The sequence below is a fragment of the Chryseobacterium soli genome, from assembly GCF_000737705.1.
Lineage (GTDB): Bacteria > Bacteroidota > Bacteroidia > Flavobacteriales > Weeksellaceae > Chryseobacterium > Chryseobacterium soli.
In genome coordinates, this window is record NZ_JPRH01000003.1 from 1 (window position 1) to 18,498 (window position 18,498).

Here is an 18,498-nt window from a genome sequence, read left to right on the forward strand (position 1 = left end):
ATTAAACTTAATTAAACAAAGTATTGAATTGGAATTTAATAGAATTATTGAATTTAGGAATTCGTTGAATAATAAGATTAACAATTTTAATATTGATATTAACATTATTTTTCCATTGCCAATTATTCAGACACAACCAATTATTCAACAAATAAGTTCTATTGAACAAGAAATTTTGACTTTAAAAGTCGAAATGAACTTATTACCTCAACCTCCTTCTTTTGATATCAATTATGAATCTCTAAAAACTAAAATTAATAACCTTGAAAAGAGATATGAAACTTTGGCTAACTCTTTAAATGAAAAACAAAAAAAGCATGAGGATTATAAAAAAGCAGTCGAAGAGTGGAGAGAAAGAGCATTGTCTCTAATTGGTAAAAGTAAGATAATACCAGCTCCTGAAACATTAAGGTATTTAAAGAATGAAAAAAAATATATTTCAAATGAATTGGAAAGAAGTATTGTTGAATTAAAAGCAAAGAGAAAAGAGATTGCTGAGAAAATTTACAATGAAAAAAGAAAAATAATTGAAATTTATTCTCAAATTAAAACAAATATAGATAATGCATTAACAGATAAAGAAATAGAAGAGTATAATATTTCTATAAACGTAGCTTTTTTGTTAGGTAACTTTAAAAATAGATTTTTAGAATTTATTGACAAAGGTAAAAGAGGTTCATTTAAAGGTATTAATGAAAGCAATTTAAAGGTATATAACCTAATAGAAGATAAGGACTTAATGCACTTTGACAATTTGTATACAATTTTAGACAATGTTGTTTATAACCTTGAATACAATACTGAAAGTCTGAATGAAAAAAATGATGATATTTTTAATCAAATAAAAGATGGGTATAGTTTAGGAGAGCTTTATAATTATATTTTTTCTTTAGATTATCTAGAGGAAATTTATGAACTTAGATTTAATGATAAAAAAATAGACCAACTTTCTCCTGGCGAAAGAGGGGCGGTTCTAATTGTTTTTTATCTTTTGCTTGATAAAAATGACATACCATTAATATTTGACCAGCCAGAAGACAATTTAGATAATCAAAGTGTATTTCAAATTCTTGTTCCATTTATTAAATCAGCAAAGATTAAGCGACAATTAATAATTGTTACTCATAATCCGAACTTAGCTGTAGTTTCCGATTCGGAGCAAATTATACATGTGTCAATTGACAAAAAAAACAATTATAAATTTAACTTCATATCAGGCGGTATTGAAGACCCCACAATAAATAAATCAATAGTTGATGTTCTTGAAGGGACAATGCCTGCATTTGACAAACGAAAATTAAAATATAATTAATAGGTAATTATTTTATGAAAAATATAATTTTAGATACTTGTGTATTTGTAAGTGAAAATTTTCTTCATAGTAGAAAAATAAACTCTTTAATAAAACTAAGTAGTAATGGTCGTATAAATCTTTACATTACTCAAATTACTTACAACGAAATATTGAAAAAATTTAATGAGTTTTCATTTGAATCTTTGACATTGTACAAAAAGTTTAAAAAAGATGCACGGTATTTAAGAAATAATGATAGACTTAAAATTCTTTTTCAAGAAATAAAGAAAGAAGAGGTGTTTAATGATTTTAAAACTAGGCTTGACGACTTAGTGAAAACTGGTGAATTAAAAATCATTCCCTATGGAGTTCTAGATATTTCAAATGTTTTTGATAATTATTTTAACTCCCAACCGCCATTTGGAATAGGTAATAAAAAGCATGAATTTCCTGATGCGTTTACTTCAGAATTAATTGAAAAGTATATTGATGAAAAAAAATTGACAGATATTGTGATTTTTTCTTTAGATAATGATTTTTCAAATCTCAATTCTAAAGCTACAATTAGTAAAGATTACGAAACCTTTTTAAATGATGAGTATTCCAATATTGAAAAAGCAAAAATTGCAGAGCAGGTTGTCATATCGAATGAAGTCAAAATTAGAAATGAATTTAAAGAGTGGTATAAAACAAATCTAGATGATATGTCTCTTTATTACCAGGCGGTAAATTGGAAAGATGTTTATGATATCAGTATTAAAAGTATTCAAGTTGGAGATTTACAGCATAGTATTATTGAAATTGATAAAGATACTGTAGTAATAGAAATAACAGCTGAGGTTATTGTGGAAGTAGATATTTTAACAGACGATGAAGAATACCAATATTATGATTCTGATGATAGAAGTTATCATTACTTAGAAACAACAACTGAGACTTACAAAAAAGAATTTGACTCATCTATGATTATTTATGTAGAGGTTGAAAATGCTGAAAATTATTCTGACGATATAGAAATAGAAGTAATTAACGAAAATGTAAGAATTGATTTTAATATATCTGATGAGCATTATTATTAATTCTAATAATGTTAACAACTTTGTTATCAAAAGAGAATAATGAAAAAATGAAATTTTAAATAAAATTTAATGCAATTACCTGTTGGAAAAATTTCAGGAGAAAAGCTTGAAGCTTTTTTCTTACAATCAATAGATTATCACATAAAATCATTTCATGAGATTTTACTGGGATTCGAAAAAGTAACCCTTTTTGATAATATTAGGAATCTTGTTAGGTCTACAGATGAACTTATAAATATCCCATTGGAGTTATATGATGCCAATGAATGTGAGAATTTCTTAAAAGTTAGTTCTGATTTCTCCGATGCTCAAAATTTACAATTAATTAAAAGCACTTGTAATATTTTAGAAATTAGATTTGGGACAGATGTTTCCCAACGATTTAAAGATTTATTTTTAATGTCTTTTGCAATTAATGGAGCATTTAGTCTTCAAGGAACTTTAAAGTTTTTGGGGGAGCTAAATCTTTATAATATAGAAAATAGTATAGCATATTTTCAAAGTAGGAGGATATATTTAGGAACGACATTAAATCTTGTGTCAAAAATTTCAAAGGGACAGAAAGAGTTTCCTTATATTGACACAATAAATCAAATACTGCCAGGTTTAGAGGCCTGTTTATTAAATATAACAACAGCATATTATAATCTTGTTTTAAATAAATGTTTGCCAGATTTTGAAATGGAATCTAATGGTAAATATTTGACAGGAAACTATAAGTATAAACATCTTGAAAACTTCTTTTTAGAGCCAGAAAGACTATCTCTTATTGACCAATTAGAATTAAGACAAGATTTGATTGGAGAAATCGAAATGTTAGAGACTAGTTATAATAAGATTTTTTCATTTGTAGAGGTTGCAAATGCAATGAAATCATTTCAGGCTGCGTTCAAAAAATATAATATTGATGAGCTGAAAGTCTACAAAGAGTTAAATTTATTTTTAGTGGATATTGCTGTATTTGTAGTTGATGATTATGAAATTGTTTTAGATAAATATGAATTTAATAGAATAAACAATAAATATAAACTATTACAGCTATATTTAGAAAGTGATTTTTATTTTGACAATTTAAACAGTTTTGCCCCCTTTCAGAAATCAGAAAATAATTATTATTCTACTGTGGTTTTACTTCAAAGATTCATATATAAAACTTTAACAAATAAATTATTAAAAAATAGGTCTTTTCAAATAAATTCTGGTTTTGTATTCGAAGATAGAGTTTCTGAAATACTTAAAGAAAAAGGATTTTTATTAACCGAAATTGTTCGAATTGATAGGCGAGAGTTTGATGTAATTACAATTAAAGACAATAAAGTTTATAATTTTCAATGTAAAAATAATTTCATTGATATTTCAACAGTTAGCCTGAATTATAATTTAATAGCAAGAAACAATAATAGATTGTGTAGATATTATGAAAAAGCTTTATTAAAAGAGGAAGAACGTGAATATTTGATTAAGAAAGTCACAGATATAGAGGAGATAAAACATTTTGTAGTCTCACGATTTCCTGTAATTTCAAGAAATTCAAGAATCATTAATTTTAATGAATTGGATGATTGGACTCTTGATTGATTTTTCATACATTTTCGCACTATAAATAAATTAGTCAAAAATATGTAATTGTTTATATTTGTAGAATATTAATAATGTATCCGTTCTTTAGATAATAAAATTAGAAAGCTTATAGAAATTGGGAACAATTTCGGACACAAAAACAAAAAAGAGAAAATGTAATTATTTAAAATTCAATAATTTACAAATTCTCTTTAGTTTAAAAAGTGGAGTTGGAGGGATTCGAACCCTCGTCCAAACAAGCAACACATAAGACTTCTACATGCTTATTCTACCATTGATTTTCGACTGAAGGCAGAGGGCAGACACCCAACATCCAGCTTATCTTCTAAGGTTTTCGAGTTTCAGCCGAAGCATCTGAAACCTTATTTCTACATTCCTATATCTCAGGATCAAACGCCGTAGAACGGAGCATTTGTGAGATATCTTGCTTCCTTACTATCTTCGGGAAAGCGCTTGAATCTTACTTTATTCGGATTAAGCTGCAAGAGCGAACTCTTCGTTGCCAGTTAAAGTTGTGTAGCAAGGGATTAAAGAGATCGCGCTACGGTTCTCTGCATGCTTACTTACCCATTGATCTTGCTGTCGAAACCAGTCAACCCCATGAATTAAGTGATTGCAAATATAAAACTTTTTGTTTACATACCGTTCATAATATGACATACATTTCAGATAATCCCGGGATAGCCATATTTACGGGTGTTATTAACAATATAAAGGATGATACAGGAAAACTCAAATGTAAAGATATTAGACTTATCCACATTATTACACATAATTGTGGATAACTTATTAATGTGTTTTTTTAAAGAAAATGGAGTTTAATTTTGCAGTTAAATAAAAAATGTCTAGTTTTGCAATCCAAAATGAGATGTAAAATATGTTAATAATTCCAGTAAAAGATGGTGAATCCATCGACAGAGCTTTAAAAAAATATAAAAGAAAATTTGATAAAACAGGTACAGTTCGTCAATTAAGATCTAGACAAGCGTTTATCAAGCCTTCTGTAACTTTAAGACAAGCTAGGTTGAAAGCTGCTTACAAGCAAAGAGGACTTAGCAAGGAAGAGCAGGCTTAAGAATTTTTTCTTAAACACATATTAAATTCACTTCTTAAATACTATATTTGAGGAGTGAATTTTTTATTTGCGCCCCAACCATGTTAGAAAAATTTTTAGATTATCTACAATTCGAAAAGAGGTATTCACCTCACACCATTACAAGCTATAAAAAAGACCTTGAAGATTTCCTTCATTTCTATCTCAAAACAGAATCATCCGACGATATTTCCAAAGCAGATAAAAAAGTAATCAGAAATTTTATCGTTGATCTCAGTGAAAATAATATTGCAAAAAGAAGCATCAACCGGAAATTGTCTTCACTCCGAAGTTTTTATTTATTTCTTTTAAAAATAGGCGAAATTAAAGTTTCTCCTACCGAAACAATTCCTTCCCTTAAGTTTTATGCTGAAAAGCAGACTCCTATGTCCAAAGAAGAAATGCAGGCTCTTAATGACCGTGTTTTGGAAGAAGAGCCCAATCTGCTGGAAAAATGTATTATTGAAGTATTATATCAGACAGGAATTCGAAAAGCAGAGCTTTGTGGCCTGATGTTTGACAATGTTAAGTTAGACGAAAATGAATTAAAAATTATAGGTAAAGGAAATAAAGAACGCTTTGTTCCTATATCTGAAGATTTAACTCATCTGTTGAGAAGTTACCTGGAAATAAGGAAACCGGAAGACAAACAAGAATCATGTTTTTTTGTCAACCCGAAAGGGAAAAAACTCTCAGGAAAATTTGTTTATGTTGTCGTTAATAAGTACCTTAGTCTTGTAACTACGAAACAGAAAAAAAGTCCTCATATTCTAAGACACAGCTTTGCTACACACGTTTTAGATAATGGGGCGGAGATCTCTAAAGTAAAAAAAATATTAGGGCATTCCAGTCTTGCAAGTACTCAGGTCTATACGAATGCCAATATTGAACAATTGAAAAAAGTGTTTAATCAGGCTCATCCAAGAGCATCTAAAAAAGAAGAATTATGAAGATCACAGTTCAATCAATTGGTTTAACTCCACACGAACCATTAGAATCACACATTGAAAAAAAAGTTAGTAAACTGGAAACATTTTATGACAAGATTCATGAATGTAAAATTTTCCTAAAAGTAGAAAACACATCGGATAAAGCAAACAAAACTGCAGAGTTGATATTGGCTGTTCCGGGAGACGATATTGTAGTAAAAAAGACTTCTAGCTCTTTTGAAGAAAGTCTGGATCTTTGCGTTGATGCAGCTAAAAAGCTATTAATCAAGAAAAAAGAAATGGCTTAGAAAAAAAAGTTAAAAAAAGTTAGCAAAAAGTTTGAGAATTCAAAAAATCAGTTCTATATTTGCACTCGCAAAAAGGGAACAGTTGATCTTTTGAATTCTTTTTTATTTGCCTCCATAGCTCAGTTGGCCAGAGCACGTGATTTGTAATCTCGGGGTCGTGGGTTCGAATCCCTCTGGAGGCTCATTAATATAAACTTATGGGGAGATTCCAGAGTGGCTAAATGGGACTGACTGTAACTCAGTTGCTTCGGCTTCGCAGGTTCGAATCCTGCTCTCCCCACATTTTATTTAATAAAAAATTTGCAGGTTTAAAAGGATTTTCCTAGCTTTGCAAAGCGTTAACCAATAGTTTTGGAAACAAAATTGCGGAAGTAGCTCAGTTGGTAGAGCGTCAGCCTTCCAAGCTGAATGTCGCGAGTTCGACCCTCGTCTTCCGCTCAATAAAATCACACTTTAACAGGGTGGTTTTTTTTTACAGCTGAATTGCATAGAGTAGCATTCTCTAAAGTGTTCAGTACTTTTTTTAAAATTGCCTCCATAGCTCAGCTGGCCAGAGCACGTGATTTGTAATCTCGGGGTCGTGGGTTCGAATCCCTCTGGAGGCTCAATTTTAATATAAACATTAGGGAAGATTCCAGAGTGGCTAAATGGGACTGACTGTAACTCAGTTGCTTCGGCTTCGCAGGTTCGAATCCTGCTCTTCCCACAGTTTATATTGAAAAAATAATTTGCAGAATAGAAAGAATTTTCTTAGATTTGCAAAGCGTTTACCAATAATTTTGGAAACAAAATTGCGGAAGTAGCTCAGTTGGTAGAGCGTCAGCCTTCCAAGCTGAATGTCGCGAGTTCGACCCTCGTCTTCCGCTCAAAAAAAATCATGCTAGATAGTGTGATTTTTTTGTTTCAGGCCGACTTAGCTCAGCGGTAGAGTGCTTCCTTGGTAAGGAAGAGGTCACGGGTTCAAGTCCCGTAGTTGGCTCCACTTTTCATCCCGATACTATCGGGATTTTTTTTTGCCCGAAATTTATCATGAAATTCTCTGACTTGGAGTCAATGATATGTTCTATTAAAGCTATTACCGAAAATATATTTAGAGATTTGTTTAATAGCATTTTTCAGTTTCAATATTCTTCCCCTGAAAACAACTTCCGCAACACACTACATTCTATTAAAATTTAATTAAAATACCTGAGAAAGTGAAGTCCCTTCTATCATTGATTCAAAATCATAAAAATTTTCGTTAAATTCGTATAAAATAAATTTGATGAATATTCTTTTATTAGAGGACGACCTTATTCTTTCGGCAGAGCTTTGTAAGTTCTTAGAGTCAAATAATTTTACTTGTGATAAGATTTATGATGGGGAGACATTTCTTCGCCAGATTAAAAACAATAGTTATGAACTCTACCTGCTTGATATCAATGTTCCCAAGATCAACGGGCTTGATGTCTGCCAAACCATTCGTTCTTTTGATAAAAGTACACCCATCATCATCATTTCTGCATACGGCGATATTTCCGATAAAAAAGATGCTTTCAACCGACTGGCAGATGATTATCTGGTAAAACCTTTTCAGTTTGAAGAGCTTCTGCTACGGATCAATTCTTTATTGAGAAGAAAAATGCCTTCAGAGAATACAGATCAGGACATCATCAGAATAGACGATTTGATTATTAATAAAACCGAACAGAAAGTGTATCGCGGCGGGAATGAAATTACCCTGACCTTAAAAGAATTTCAACTGCTGGCTTACCTTGCAGAAGCACAGGGCAGAACGGTTTCTAAACAGCAGATTACCGAACATGTCTGGGAGCATAATTTCAATACGAACACCAATACGGTAGAAGTGTACATTAATTTTCTAAGAAAAAAGATCGACAAAGATTTTAAACTTAAACTGATTCATACCCGTTCCGGATTCGGATATTATTTAAGCCCATTATAAAATGTCATTAAAGAGAAAGATAGCCCTCACGATCAGTATTGCCTTTTCACTGCTTTTTGGTGTGGTGATGGCGGTGATTTATCTCTCTTTTAATGATTTCAGAAGAGATGAATTCAAAGAAAGATTCAGGCAGCGGTTAGAATTTACAACGCATTTTATCTCAAAGTCAAAAGATTTTGAAGAAGAGGCTCCCATTTTTTTTAACGAAAATGCGGACAATGTACTTCTCAATGAAACTATTTTAATTTTCAATGGTGAAAAAGAACTGATATACAGTACAATAAAAGACCGTAATGTCACCTGGGACAGTGCTTTGCTCAAAGAGCTGGATGAAAAGAAGATTATTTATACTGAAAAAACAGTTCCTGAAATTTATGCGGCCCTGAGAACAATTAATGGGGAAAACTATTATATTCTTACCAGTGCTTTCGATACCAATGGAAAATCCAAACTGAATTATCTTAAATACCTGCTGATTGCGGCTTACGTGATGAGTACGCTTCTTATCGGATTTTTCAGCTATTATTTTATGGGGCAGTTTCTCCGCCCTTTGGAAGATTTAAATAAAGAGATCTCAGAAGTTACTGCTCATAAATTAACCACCCAAATTCCCGTTCAGGAATCCAATGACGAAATAAATGTTCTGGCCAAGTCCTTCAATACCATGATCGCCAGATTAGATGATGTTTTTCAGTCACAGAGAGACTTTACCGCAAGTGCCTCCCATGAAATCCGGACACCCATTACTAGGATGGCTTTTCAGCTGGAAAATCTAATCAAGCTCAAGCAGCATTCCCCAGAAACCCTGCTTTCTTTACAACAGATTCAAAAAGATGTGTATCAATTGTCGGATCTAACAAATTCTTTATTACTGCTTACTAAATTTGACAAAGAAAATATTCAAAGTATTTATGAAGAAGTGAGAATTGATGAAGTCATTTTTGAATCCTTTGAAGCCGTAGAAAAAAGTTATCCAACGCTAAAAATGGACTTTTTAATTTCTGAGGAAACTTCTGAAAACCCTCTTTTAACCATAAATGGAATCCAGTCACTGCTGGATATTGTTTTTATCAATTTGTTTAAAAATGCAGCAGTATATTCAGATCATACAGAAGTAGATGTACTGATTACCGAAACAAATTTGAAACTGATAGTGGATGTTATTTCTCGAGGAAAAACAATTCCTGAACAAGAACAGTCAAAACTATTTGAGGCCTTTATGAGAGGGAATAATTCACAGAATATTTCAGGTTCAGGATTAGGGTTGCGAATAGTAAAGCGAATTTTGGAATATCACGGCGCAGAGATTATCTATTCTTCTCCCGCAGAAAGCACCAACAAATTCAGCGTGATCTTTGAAAAGTAATTTTTTCATTTTATAATTCCTTATTTAGTGAAACGCGCATTGGTTTTTTGTTGATTTTTTATAAAAATTCGGTACAATTTTAATGAAAAATGCACATTTTATATCTTAATAACAATTAAAAAAATCCCATAAACACAGCTGTTAGCGAAAAAATTTAATTTTTTTTTAATCCTCCTTTAAGTTTGTTTTAATCGATTCAAGGCAATTTTGTAATTTAAAAGTAAAAAAATGAACAAAATTGCAGGGCTGTTTATTGTCATTTCCTCATTCATGGCAGCACAACAGAATATGTCGCTTTTGGATTGCGAAGAAGCTTTCCAGAAGAACAATCTTCAACTGCTTGCTGAACAATATAATATCAATATGGCAGATGCAGATATTCTGCAGGCTAAAATATGGGAACTCCCGCAGTTAAGCGGACAAATCAACGCATATAATCCTCAGGATAAAAAAGTTTTTGATGCAGGCCATTCAAAAGGAGCGCAGGTTACACAGCTCATTTACATGGGTGGCAAAAAGAAAAATGAGATTGCTTTTGCCAAATCAAATAAAGAACTTGCTCAGATTCAGTTTTCCCAACTCTTGGTTGAGCTTAAAACACAGCTCCACACCACCTATTACAATCTTTACTTTCAAAAACTAAAACTCGAAAACACCAACAAGCAACTTGGATATATGAAAGAGTTGCTGAATGCCTATAAAGTACAGTCTGCAAAAGGGAATGTTTCCCTTAAGGACGAAGTGAGGCTGCAGAGTATTGTTATTCAGCTCAACAATGATAAGGTAGAAATCAATAAAACAATTTTGGAAGTGGAGCAAACGCTAAAAGTATTAACAGGAGTTATGGACGATATAGAACCGCAGCTTTCAGATGCTGAAGCTACAGATATTCTGGCCTCCCAGCCTTTTGGAGACGAAGAGGAATTGAAAAAGAAAGCCCTGGAACATAATGCAGATTATCTATACAATTTAAAATTGATTGATAACAGCAAACTCTTTGCCCAATGGCAGAAATCACTGAATGTTCCGGATCTTAATCTCGGAGCAGGGTGGGACCAAAATGGAGGAACTTTCCAGAATGAGGTCAACCTGATGATTGGGATTCCGTTGCCGCTTTGGAAAAGCAATAAAGGAAATGTGGAAAAAGCAGGATTTGCCATCCAGCAGAATCAGAAAAACGCAGAATACCAAAAATTAAATCTTGAAACGAAGGTCCAGTCTGCTTTCAGAACATGGAAAACACAATACGACCAGTTTTCAGAAATTAAAGCTACAGATCTTAATAATATGGATTTGGTTTATAACGGAATGCTGAAAAATTTCAGAAGCGGTAACGTCAGCCTGATCGAATTTACAGACTTTATGGAAAGTTACCGGCAGACCGCACTTCAGATCTATGATATGAAAAACGATATCATCCAGTCGGCAGAACAGCTCAATCAACTAGTACAAACGAAAATCTTCTATTAAACAATGAAAAAATATATTATTATCGTGTGGGTAGCCTTGTCTTTATTATCCTGTTCCAAAAAAGAGGAAAATAAGGCACCGCAAGCAAAAAAAGGCTTTGAATTAAGCAATACCATGCTTAAATCAATCACTTTGGCGAAAGTTGAAAAGAGATATATAGAAGATGGATACAATTTTTACGGAAAAATATCTGCGGATAAAAACAGCTACATTGATGTTTATCCGTTAGTGGGTGGAAATGTTATGAGTGTGAATGTAGAACTTGGAGATTATGTGAAGAAAGGGCAGATCCTGGCAACCATAAGAAGTACAGAGCTTGCAGAAGTGCAAAAAGATGTAAGTGATGCAAAGACTGATCTTGTAGTGGCCCAAAATAATGTGCGGGTTGCCAAAGAAATGTACGAAGGAAAACTGAATACCGAAAGAGATGTTCTTGAAGCTAAAAGCCAGTTGCAGAAAGCGCAGGACCAAATGCAGAGAGCCAATGCCGTAAGTACAGTATATAATGTAAAAAGAGGAAATATTTACAGTGTTGTTGCCCCGATCAGCGGTTATATTGTTCAAAAAAATATCAATAAAGATATGCAGCTGAGAGCGGACAGAAGCGACAATATTTTTGATGTAGCCAATACAAGCAATGTATGGGCAATTATGAACGTGAACGAATCCGATATTGATAAGATAAATCTGGGCATGAAAGCCGAAGTTTCCACACTCTCTTATCCGGACAAAATTTTTTACGGAAAAATTGATAAAATATTTAAAATTATAGATCCGCAGACGAATGCAATGCAGGCCAGGGTAGTGCTGGATAATACCAATGGATTATTGATTCCGGATAGCAAGGCGACTATCAAAGTTTCAAAGTCTGAAAACAGTACTGCACTTACGGTTCCTTCCAAAGCCGTAATTTTTGATGATAACAGAAGTTTTGTGGTCATCTATAAATCCAGAGCAGATCTGAAAGTTAAAGAAATAAAAGTCATGAAACAGGCCGGTGATACGACCTATGTTTCAGAGGGATTAGAAGAAGGTGAAGAAGTAATCACCAATAACCAGTTGTTAATTTATCGTTCATTAAATAACTAATTATGATGAGCATGAAAAAAATATTAGCAGTAAGCTCAGCTTTTTCATCAGCTTTTTCATATTTGTTGGCACAGGAGAAGCCTCAGGATAGCTTAAAAAATAAACTGAATATAGGATTTCAGGCAACAATCATCAGCCAGCATCATCCTAAATTTTCTGCAGATTATACAGGGGATAACAGTTTACAGCCAAACTCTGAATCTGCAACATCTTTAACATCAACCTTATATATTAATTATCATTTTAATAAAAATACTCAAATAATCTTTACTCCTGAAGTGGCAGGTGGGAAAGGGTTAAGCGGGGCTACAGGAGTTGCAGGATTTCCAAACGGTGAAATTTTCAGAGTGGGTGAGCCAACCCCTAAAGTATATATTGCCAGACTAGCCTTGGAAAAAAGATTTGATTTTAAGAATGATAATCAGTTAAGGTTTGTTGTCGGAAAATATTGCTTAGCAGACTACTTTGATAACAATCCCATAGCACATGATCCCAGAACACAGTTTATGAACTGGTCTTTGATGAGTTCCGGGGCCTGGGATTATCCCGCCAATGTCAGAGGCTATACGATGGGGCTGCTGGCAGAATATGTATTCCGGAATAACTGGTCGTTAAGAGCCAATTATGCATTGGAACCTACTACAGCAAATGGAGCAGATTTAAGCTACAAAATGGGAAAAGATTTTGGGCTGACTTTTGAAATTCAAAAGGATTTTTACAAAGAGGGTAATCTGTTTACAAGAATTATGTTGCTGGGATATAGAAATCAGGCTCCAATGGTGCCCTACAGATTAGCAATACAGCAAAATGTAAATCTGACAGAAATAAATGGAGAGAGAAATACAAAATATGGGCTTTCGCTTAACCTTTATCAAAAATTATCCGAACATCTTTCAGGCTTTATGAGAACGTCCTGGAATGATGGTAAAAATGAGACGTGGGCGTTTACTGAGATCGATAATAGTTTGAGTGCAGGCGTTAATGTAAATGGTAAACTTTGGCACAGATCGGATGATAATTTCGGAATTGCTTTAGTTATCAACGGAATTTCAAAAGATCATCAGAATTATCTTAAAGATGGACACTATGGATTTATCATAGGGGATGGAAATCTTAATTATGGAAGGGAGACTGCTTTGGAAGCTTATTATAATCTTTGTTTTATGAAATATTATAATCTTTCTGCCGATTACCAATTTGTAAATCATCCAGCATATAATCAATCAAGAGGACCCGTTAGTTTTTTTAGTCTTCGTTTTCACTTTCAGATTTAGTATAGCGTTATGAATAAATTTATCAAAAATATAATTGCTTTCTCCCTTAAAAATAAAGCGTTTACCTTTATTTGGGTGGCAATTTTGGCGGTTGCAGGATTTATAAGCTTCAAAAATATGCCTATTGAAGCTTTTCCTGATGTTACCAATACACAGATTGTAATCATTACCCAATGGAATGGACGAAGCGCGGAAGAAGTAGAACGCTTTGTGACGACACCCATTGAATTGGCAATGAGCCCGGTACAGAAGAAAACAAGTGTGAGGAGTACCACCATGTTTGGACTTTCCATTGTTAAAATTCTGTTTGATGATGGGGTGGACGATACTTTTGCACGAAATCAGGTCAATAACCAGTTAAGAACAGTCAGCCTTCCTGATGACGTAGACCCGGAAGTACAACCACCCTACGGGCCAACCGGAGAAATTTTCAGATACACCCTTGAAAGTAAGAAAAAAGATTCGCGCGAGCTCTTAACCCTTCAGAACTGGGTAGTAGACAGGGCTTTGAGAGGAGTCCCCGGAGTCGCAGATATTAATGTTTTCGGAGGTCAGGATAAAGTTTTTGAATTGAGTATTGACCCCAGAGCGTTGGATAAATATAATCTGACACCGCTTCAGGTTTATGATGCTGTTACCAAAAGTAATTTAAATGTTGGCGGAGATGTGATTGAGAAAAACGGACAAGCTTATGTCGTACGGGGAATAGGTTTGGTGAGATCTGTTGCGGATATCGGTAATATTACGATTCAGAATGATAATGGAAATCCTGTTTTAGTTAAAAATGTGGCAGATGTTCATGAAAGTTCAATGCCTAGAGTAGGGCAGGCAGGACTGAATAACCACGAAGATACTGTAGAGGGTATTGTCGTGATGAGAAAAGGAGAAAATCCACGCGATGTGTTGGTAGGTGTAAAAGCAAAAATTAAAGAGCTGAATGAAAAGATCCTTCCAAAAGATGTTAAAATGGTCACTTTCTATGATCGGGACAACCTGATGGATTTTACCACACACACCGTAATGCATAACCTTATTGAAGGAATTGTATTAGTAACGGTGATTGTCTTAATTTTCATGGCAGACTGGAGAACCACGTTGATTGTTTCCATTATTATCCCTTTATCCCTGTTGTTTGCATTCTTGTGCTTAAAACTGGCTGGAATGAGTGCCAACCTGCTTTCATTGGGAGCCGTAGATTTCGGGATTATTATTGACGGAGCCGTCGTCATGGTGGAGGGGCTCTTTGTAATGCTCGACCACAAAGCTCAGAAATACGGAAAAGAAAAGTTTAATAAAATGGCTAAAGGAGGCTGGATCAAACAAACCGGAACTGGCCTTGGAAAAGCAATTTTCTTTTCAAAATTGATTATTATTACCTCATTGATCCCTATTTTTTCTTTCCAGAAAGTAGAAGGTAAAATGTTTTCACCATTAGCCTTTACCTTGGGATTTGCGCTAACAGGAGCTTTGATATTTACCTTAACGTTAGTACCCGTCCTTTCCCATATACTTTTAAACAAAAATGTAAAAGAAAAGAACAATCCGTTTGTCAACTTCTGGGACAGAATTGTGATAAAAGGATTCAACTATACCTTCAGACATAAAAGGATGAGCTTAATCGTTGCCATTTCATTTCTGGCAGTAACGCTGTTTTCTGGAAAATTTTTAGGAACTGAATTTTTACCGCAGCTTAATGAAGGTTCCCTGTGGATAACTGCAGAAATGCCGATGAGTTCTTCATTAAAGGAATCTTTGAAAACAGCAGATCTTCTCAAGAAAGATATTATGAGTTTCCCTGAGGTAACAGATGTGCTGGCGCAAACCGGAAGAAGTAATGACGGAACCGATCCCAATGGATTTGGATTCGTGCAGTTTGCGGTCAATCTTCAGCCCCGAGAAGATTGGAAACGTAAAATCAGCTATGAGAAACTGATCGAAGAAATTGATAAAAAACTGAGAAATTATCAGGGAATTACCTTTAATTATTCCCAGCCTATTTCAGATAACGTAGCAGAAGCCGTTGCCGGTTTCAAAGCAGAAAACGGAATTAAAATTTATGGTGATAATCTGCAAACCCTGGACAGACTGGCAGAAGAAGTTTTACAGCAGGTGAAAGATGTTGATGGGGTAAAAGATCCGGGAATCATTAAAAATATTGGCCAGCCGGAAGTAAGTGTGGTATTAGACAGGGATAAAATGGCGGCCTACGGAGTAATGCCTGCAGACGCACAGGCCGTTCTTGAAATGGCTTTTGGAGGAAAAACAGCTTCAGAAATGTTTGATGGAGAACGGAAATTCCCGATTCGTCTCAGATATTCACAGGAATACAGAAAAGATGAAAATGATATTGCTGCTTTGATGGTTCCTACACAGGACGGAGCAAAAATTCCATTAAAAGAAATCAGTACGATTGTTAAAGACAATGGAGCTGCCTTTATCTACAGGGACGATATCAAACGATATATTGGAGTGAAGTTTTCAATCCGTGACCGTGATTTAGGAAGTACCATTGCTGATGCACAGAAAAAAGTAGCTAAAATTGAACTTCCGGACGGATATTCAGTCGGATGGACAGGTCAGTTTGAAAATCAGCAGCGGGCATCGCACCGATTAGCGCAGGTTGTACCGGTAAGTATTCTGATGATCTTCTTCCTGTTGTTTATTCTCTTCGGAAATATAAAAGATTCACTGCTGGTATTGGCCAATGTTCCTTTTGCTTTAATCGGAGGAATTATTGCCTTGCACGTTACCCGAATGAATTTTGGAATATCAGCCGGGGTAGGAATGATTGCCCTTCTGGGAATCTGTATACAAAATGGGGTAATCCTCATTACAGAATTCCATCAAAATGTTAAAAACGGGCTGCATTTGGACCTTGCCATATTAAATGGGGTGAAATCCAGAACCAGACCTGTAATAATGACTGCTCTGATGGCCTCTATTGGTCTTATGCCGGCTGCATTATCTACCGGTATCGGATCCGAGTCGCAAAAACCGCTTGCCATTGTGATTATTGGCGGACTTATTACAGCGACTGTTCTCACCCTTCTTATTTTCCCGATCATTTTCTGGATCTTTAACCGAACTAAAAAATCGCAACAGATCTAGAGTTCTTTTATTTTATATTAATTGAAGCCTGAAATACATTGTATTTCAGGCTTTTGTTGTTGAATATATATAATTTGTGTTAGAATCCTAACCCTACAGCAAATGCTTTTACTGCATTCGGAAAATCAGCAAGCGGTGTTGCAGCTCCGTTGGAGGTATTTACCGTGTAGATTTTTGTGGAACCATTGACACTGGCCATTAAATATGCTTTTTGGCTTACACTTCCAATATCGAAACCATTAGCGTTACTTATATTGATTCCCAGAGAACCGGTTTCTGTTAAAGTACCATTATTCGGTGGATTTTGCTGATACAGCTTATCAGTGGTATGATCAATCACAAACAAAGTCGTTGTCGTAGTGCCTGCAAAATTATTGGTATAGGCAGCTGCGCTTATAGAGGGTATTCCCGGATTAAGCACTCCGTCTACTGCTGCTACAGTTCCGTCAGCGGGATTTAAACGTAGATTTTGTCCGGTATTGCTTACGATCCTTATTTTATCAACGCTTGGATTGAAATCAAATCCAAAATCCGTTCCTGCAAGAAGAGTGGGAAAAGGGGAGGTGCCTACTGCAGTTGCTGCACCCGTTCCAAGATTAATTGTATACAGTCTGCTGGAACTTCCTAAAGCATACAACTGGCCGTTTGCAGGACGGAAATCAATTCCAAGAATATTCTCACCGGTTTGCAGGCCTGCAATGGTTTTAGATACCGGATTGGGGTTGTTGGGATTAAAGATTTGTAAATTATTAGAATTGTCAATCGCATAGGCAACTGCTTCAGTAGGAATCGCAAGATCCAGAATAGGCTGCTGAAGACTTCCCAGAGTAACAACCTTTCCGTTATTTAAATCCAATACATGAAGATGACCATTGGTTCCCGATTGGGTAGCGAGTAATGCAACACTATTGTCATATTTGATATCAAAAGCAGCCTGACCTGTGAAGGTTATTCCTAAATTACCAACTTCTACCAGCGTCCCATTGTTCGGTGGATCCTGTTTAAATAATTTACCGGAACTCATATCAATATCAAACAATGTAGTGGAAGAAGCGCCTGACTTGCTGTTGGTGTAAGCAACTCCGGCTATGGAAGGAGTTCCGGAACCATTAATATTCATATCTGTTGCGGCAACGGCTCCAGTTTCAGGATGTAGGCGAAGATTTTGCCCGGTATTGCTCACCAACCGAATTCGGTCAACCGTTGGATTGAAGTCAATAGAAGCAAACGTTCCCGAAATAGCAGGAGAAAAAGCAGTAGTTCCCACCATTCTTGCTGTAGCATTCGAAAGGTTGATAATATAAAGCTTACTTGCATTGGATAAAGCGTACAGTTCGCCGGTGGCCGGTCTGAAATCGATGCTTAACAATTTTTCACCCGATGTAATACCTGTAATGGATGTTTTGGAAGTAAATGTGCTTGAATTTTTGGTATTAAAAGAAACCAGTTCATTAGTTCCTGTTATTCCGTAAACCATAAGATCAGGTCCAATGATTGTATTTTCAGGCATGGGATTGTCGTCAGAATTATGACACGAAAAGAAGATGGTAAAGGCAAAAAATGCTAAATAAAGAGGTAATAGTTTTTTCATAATACATATTTTATGGATTCATATTCTATATACGATATAAAATGTATTGTGGATTTTGATATGTTTTTTTACACTATACCTTTTAATAAAAGTTCATAAAAGGATAAAACATGTTCCTGAAAATCAGACGAAAAGAAGAAAAACCAACAAAAGAGGGACCTGTTTTTGTTAAAACATTCGTTAAAATAGAGAGTAAGGATTTTTTAAATAGAGATTTTTGTGTAGATTTGCAGTCTCAATTATAGAAATATATAGAGTTTGTAATTCTTTGGATTTGAATATTGATTTTTTTGTATAAAAAAGTTTTTAGTATTTAAAAATTCATTATATTTGCACACCGAAAATTTGAATAAACAATAAATAAATAATTT

At 34.5% G+C, this 18,498-nt stretch carries 12 protein-coding genes, 7 tRNA genes, 1 other RNA gene and 1 pseudogene; 19 read left to right on the forward strand and 2 right to left on the reverse strand.

Annotation, left to right across the window (positions count from 1 at the left end; all coding sequences use genetic code 11):
* The 3 genes and pseudogenes from IW15_RS22725 to IW15_RS07315 all read left to right on the forward strand — a co-directional run.
* A pseudogene (locus IW15_RS22725) lies at positions 1-1,312 on the forward strand (TrlF family ATPase); the annotation flags it as partial.
* Between the two features lie 14 nt (positions 1,313-1,326).
* Positions 1,327-2,373, forward strand: a complete 1,047-nt coding sequence (locus IW15_RS07310) for a PIN domain-containing protein (RefSeq protein ID WP_131368518.1) — start codon at positions 1,327-1,329, stop codon at positions 2,371-2,373.
* Between the two features lie 69 nt (positions 2,374-2,442).
* Complete coding sequence (locus IW15_RS07315) at positions 2,443-3,951, forward strand: hypothetical protein (protein ID WP_034710338.1); 1,509 nt, start codon at positions 2,443-2,445, stop codon at positions 3,949-3,951.
* Between the two features lie 204 nt (positions 3,952-4,155).
* On the opposite strand, the gene ssrA is transcribed toward IW15_RS07315, so the two are convergent.
* Positions 4,156-4,554, reverse strand: a transfer-messenger RNA (tmRNA) gene (gene ssrA, locus IW15_RS22320).
* Positions 4,555-4,831: 277 nt separating this feature from the next.
* Between ssrA and rpsU the strand changes: the two genes are divergently transcribed.
* The 16 genes from rpsU (at position 4,832) to IW15_RS07395 (ending at position 16,536) form a co-directional block, all read left to right on the forward strand.
* Complete coding sequence (gene rpsU / locus IW15_RS07320) at positions 4,832-5,029, forward strand: 30S ribosomal protein S21 (RefSeq protein ID WP_034702010.1); 198 nt, start codon at positions 4,832-4,834, stop codon at positions 5,027-5,029.
* Between the two features lie 80 nt (positions 5,030-5,109).
* Positions 5,110-5,997, forward strand: coding sequence for a tyrosine-type recombinase/integrase (locus IW15_RS07325; RefSeq protein ID WP_034710339.1), 888 nt, complete (start codon positions 5,110-5,112; stop codon positions 5,995-5,997).
* Positions 5,994-6,284, forward strand: coding sequence for an HPF/RaiA family ribosome-associated protein (locus IW15_RS07330; protein ID WP_034710340.1), 291 nt, complete (start codon positions 5,994-5,996; stop codon positions 6,282-6,284). The genes IW15_RS07325 and IW15_RS07330 overlap by 4 nt, the downstream gene beginning before the upstream one ends.
* Positions 6,285-6,392: 108 nt before the next feature.
* A tRNA-Thr gene (locus IW15_RS07335) sits at positions 6,393-6,466 on the forward strand.
* A 17-nt stretch (positions 6,467-6,483) separates the two neighbouring features.
* Positions 6,484-6,564, forward strand: a tRNA-Tyr gene (locus IW15_RS07340).
* Positions 6,565-6,649: 85 nt separating this feature from the next.
* Positions 6,650-6,722, forward strand: a tRNA-Gly gene (locus IW15_RS07345).
* Between the two features lie 93 nt (positions 6,723-6,815).
* A tRNA-Thr gene (locus IW15_RS07350) sits at positions 6,816-6,889 on the forward strand.
* 20 nt (positions 6,890-6,909) lie between these two features.
* A tRNA-Tyr gene (locus tag IW15_RS07355) sits at positions 6,910-6,990 on the forward strand.
* Between the two features lie 87 nt (positions 6,991-7,077).
* Positions 7,078-7,150 (forward strand) — tRNA-Gly (locus tag IW15_RS07360).
* A 41-nt stretch (positions 7,151-7,191) separates the two neighbouring features.
* Positions 7,192-7,266: transfer RNA gene (locus IW15_RS07365), tRNA-Thr, on the forward strand.
* 282 nt (positions 7,267-7,548) lie between these two features.
* Positions 7,549-8,229 (forward strand): response regulator transcription factor, encoded by a 681-nt coding sequence (locus tag IW15_RS07370; protein ID WP_034710341.1) that lies wholly within the window; start codon positions 7,549-7,551, stop codon positions 8,227-8,229.
* 1 nt (position 8,230) lies between these two features.
* Entirely contained in the window at positions 8,231-9,595 is a 1,365-nt protein-coding gene (locus IW15_RS07375) for an ATP-binding protein (RefSeq protein WP_034710342.1), read from the forward strand.
* A gap of 228 nt (positions 9,596-9,823) precedes the next feature.
* Positions 9,824-11,065, forward strand: a complete 1,242-nt coding sequence (locus IW15_RS07380) for a TolC family protein (RefSeq protein WP_084681381.1) — start codon at positions 9,824-9,826, stop codon at positions 11,063-11,065.
* Positions 11,066-11,068: 3 nt separating this feature from the next.
* Positions 11,069-12,154, forward strand: coding sequence for an efflux RND transporter periplasmic adaptor subunit (locus IW15_RS07385; RefSeq protein ID WP_034710343.1), 1,086 nt, complete (start codon positions 11,069-11,071; stop codon positions 12,152-12,154).
* A gap of 11 nt (positions 12,155-12,165) precedes the next feature.
* The gene (locus IW15_RS07390) at positions 12,166-13,428 is read left to right on the forward strand and encodes a carbohydrate porin (protein WP_084681407.1); all 1,263 of its coding nucleotides are present in this window, start codon (positions 12,166-12,168) and stop codon (positions 13,426-13,428) included.
* 9 nt (positions 13,429-13,437) lie between these two features.
* Positions 13,438-16,536: an efflux RND transporter permease subunit gene (locus tag IW15_RS07395; RefSeq protein ID WP_034710345.1), complete on the forward strand. Its 3,099-nt coding sequence runs from the start codon at positions 13,438-13,440 to the stop codon at positions 16,534-16,536.
* A gap of 79 nt (positions 16,537-16,615) precedes the next feature.
* On the opposite strand, the gene IW15_RS07400 is transcribed toward IW15_RS07395, so the two are convergent.
* Positions 16,616-18,127, reverse strand: a complete 1,512-nt coding sequence (locus tag IW15_RS07400) for a DUF4394 domain-containing protein (RefSeq protein WP_034710347.1) — start codon at positions 18,125-18,127, stop codon at positions 16,616-16,618.
* Between the last annotated feature and the right edge of the window lie 371 nt (positions 18,128-18,498).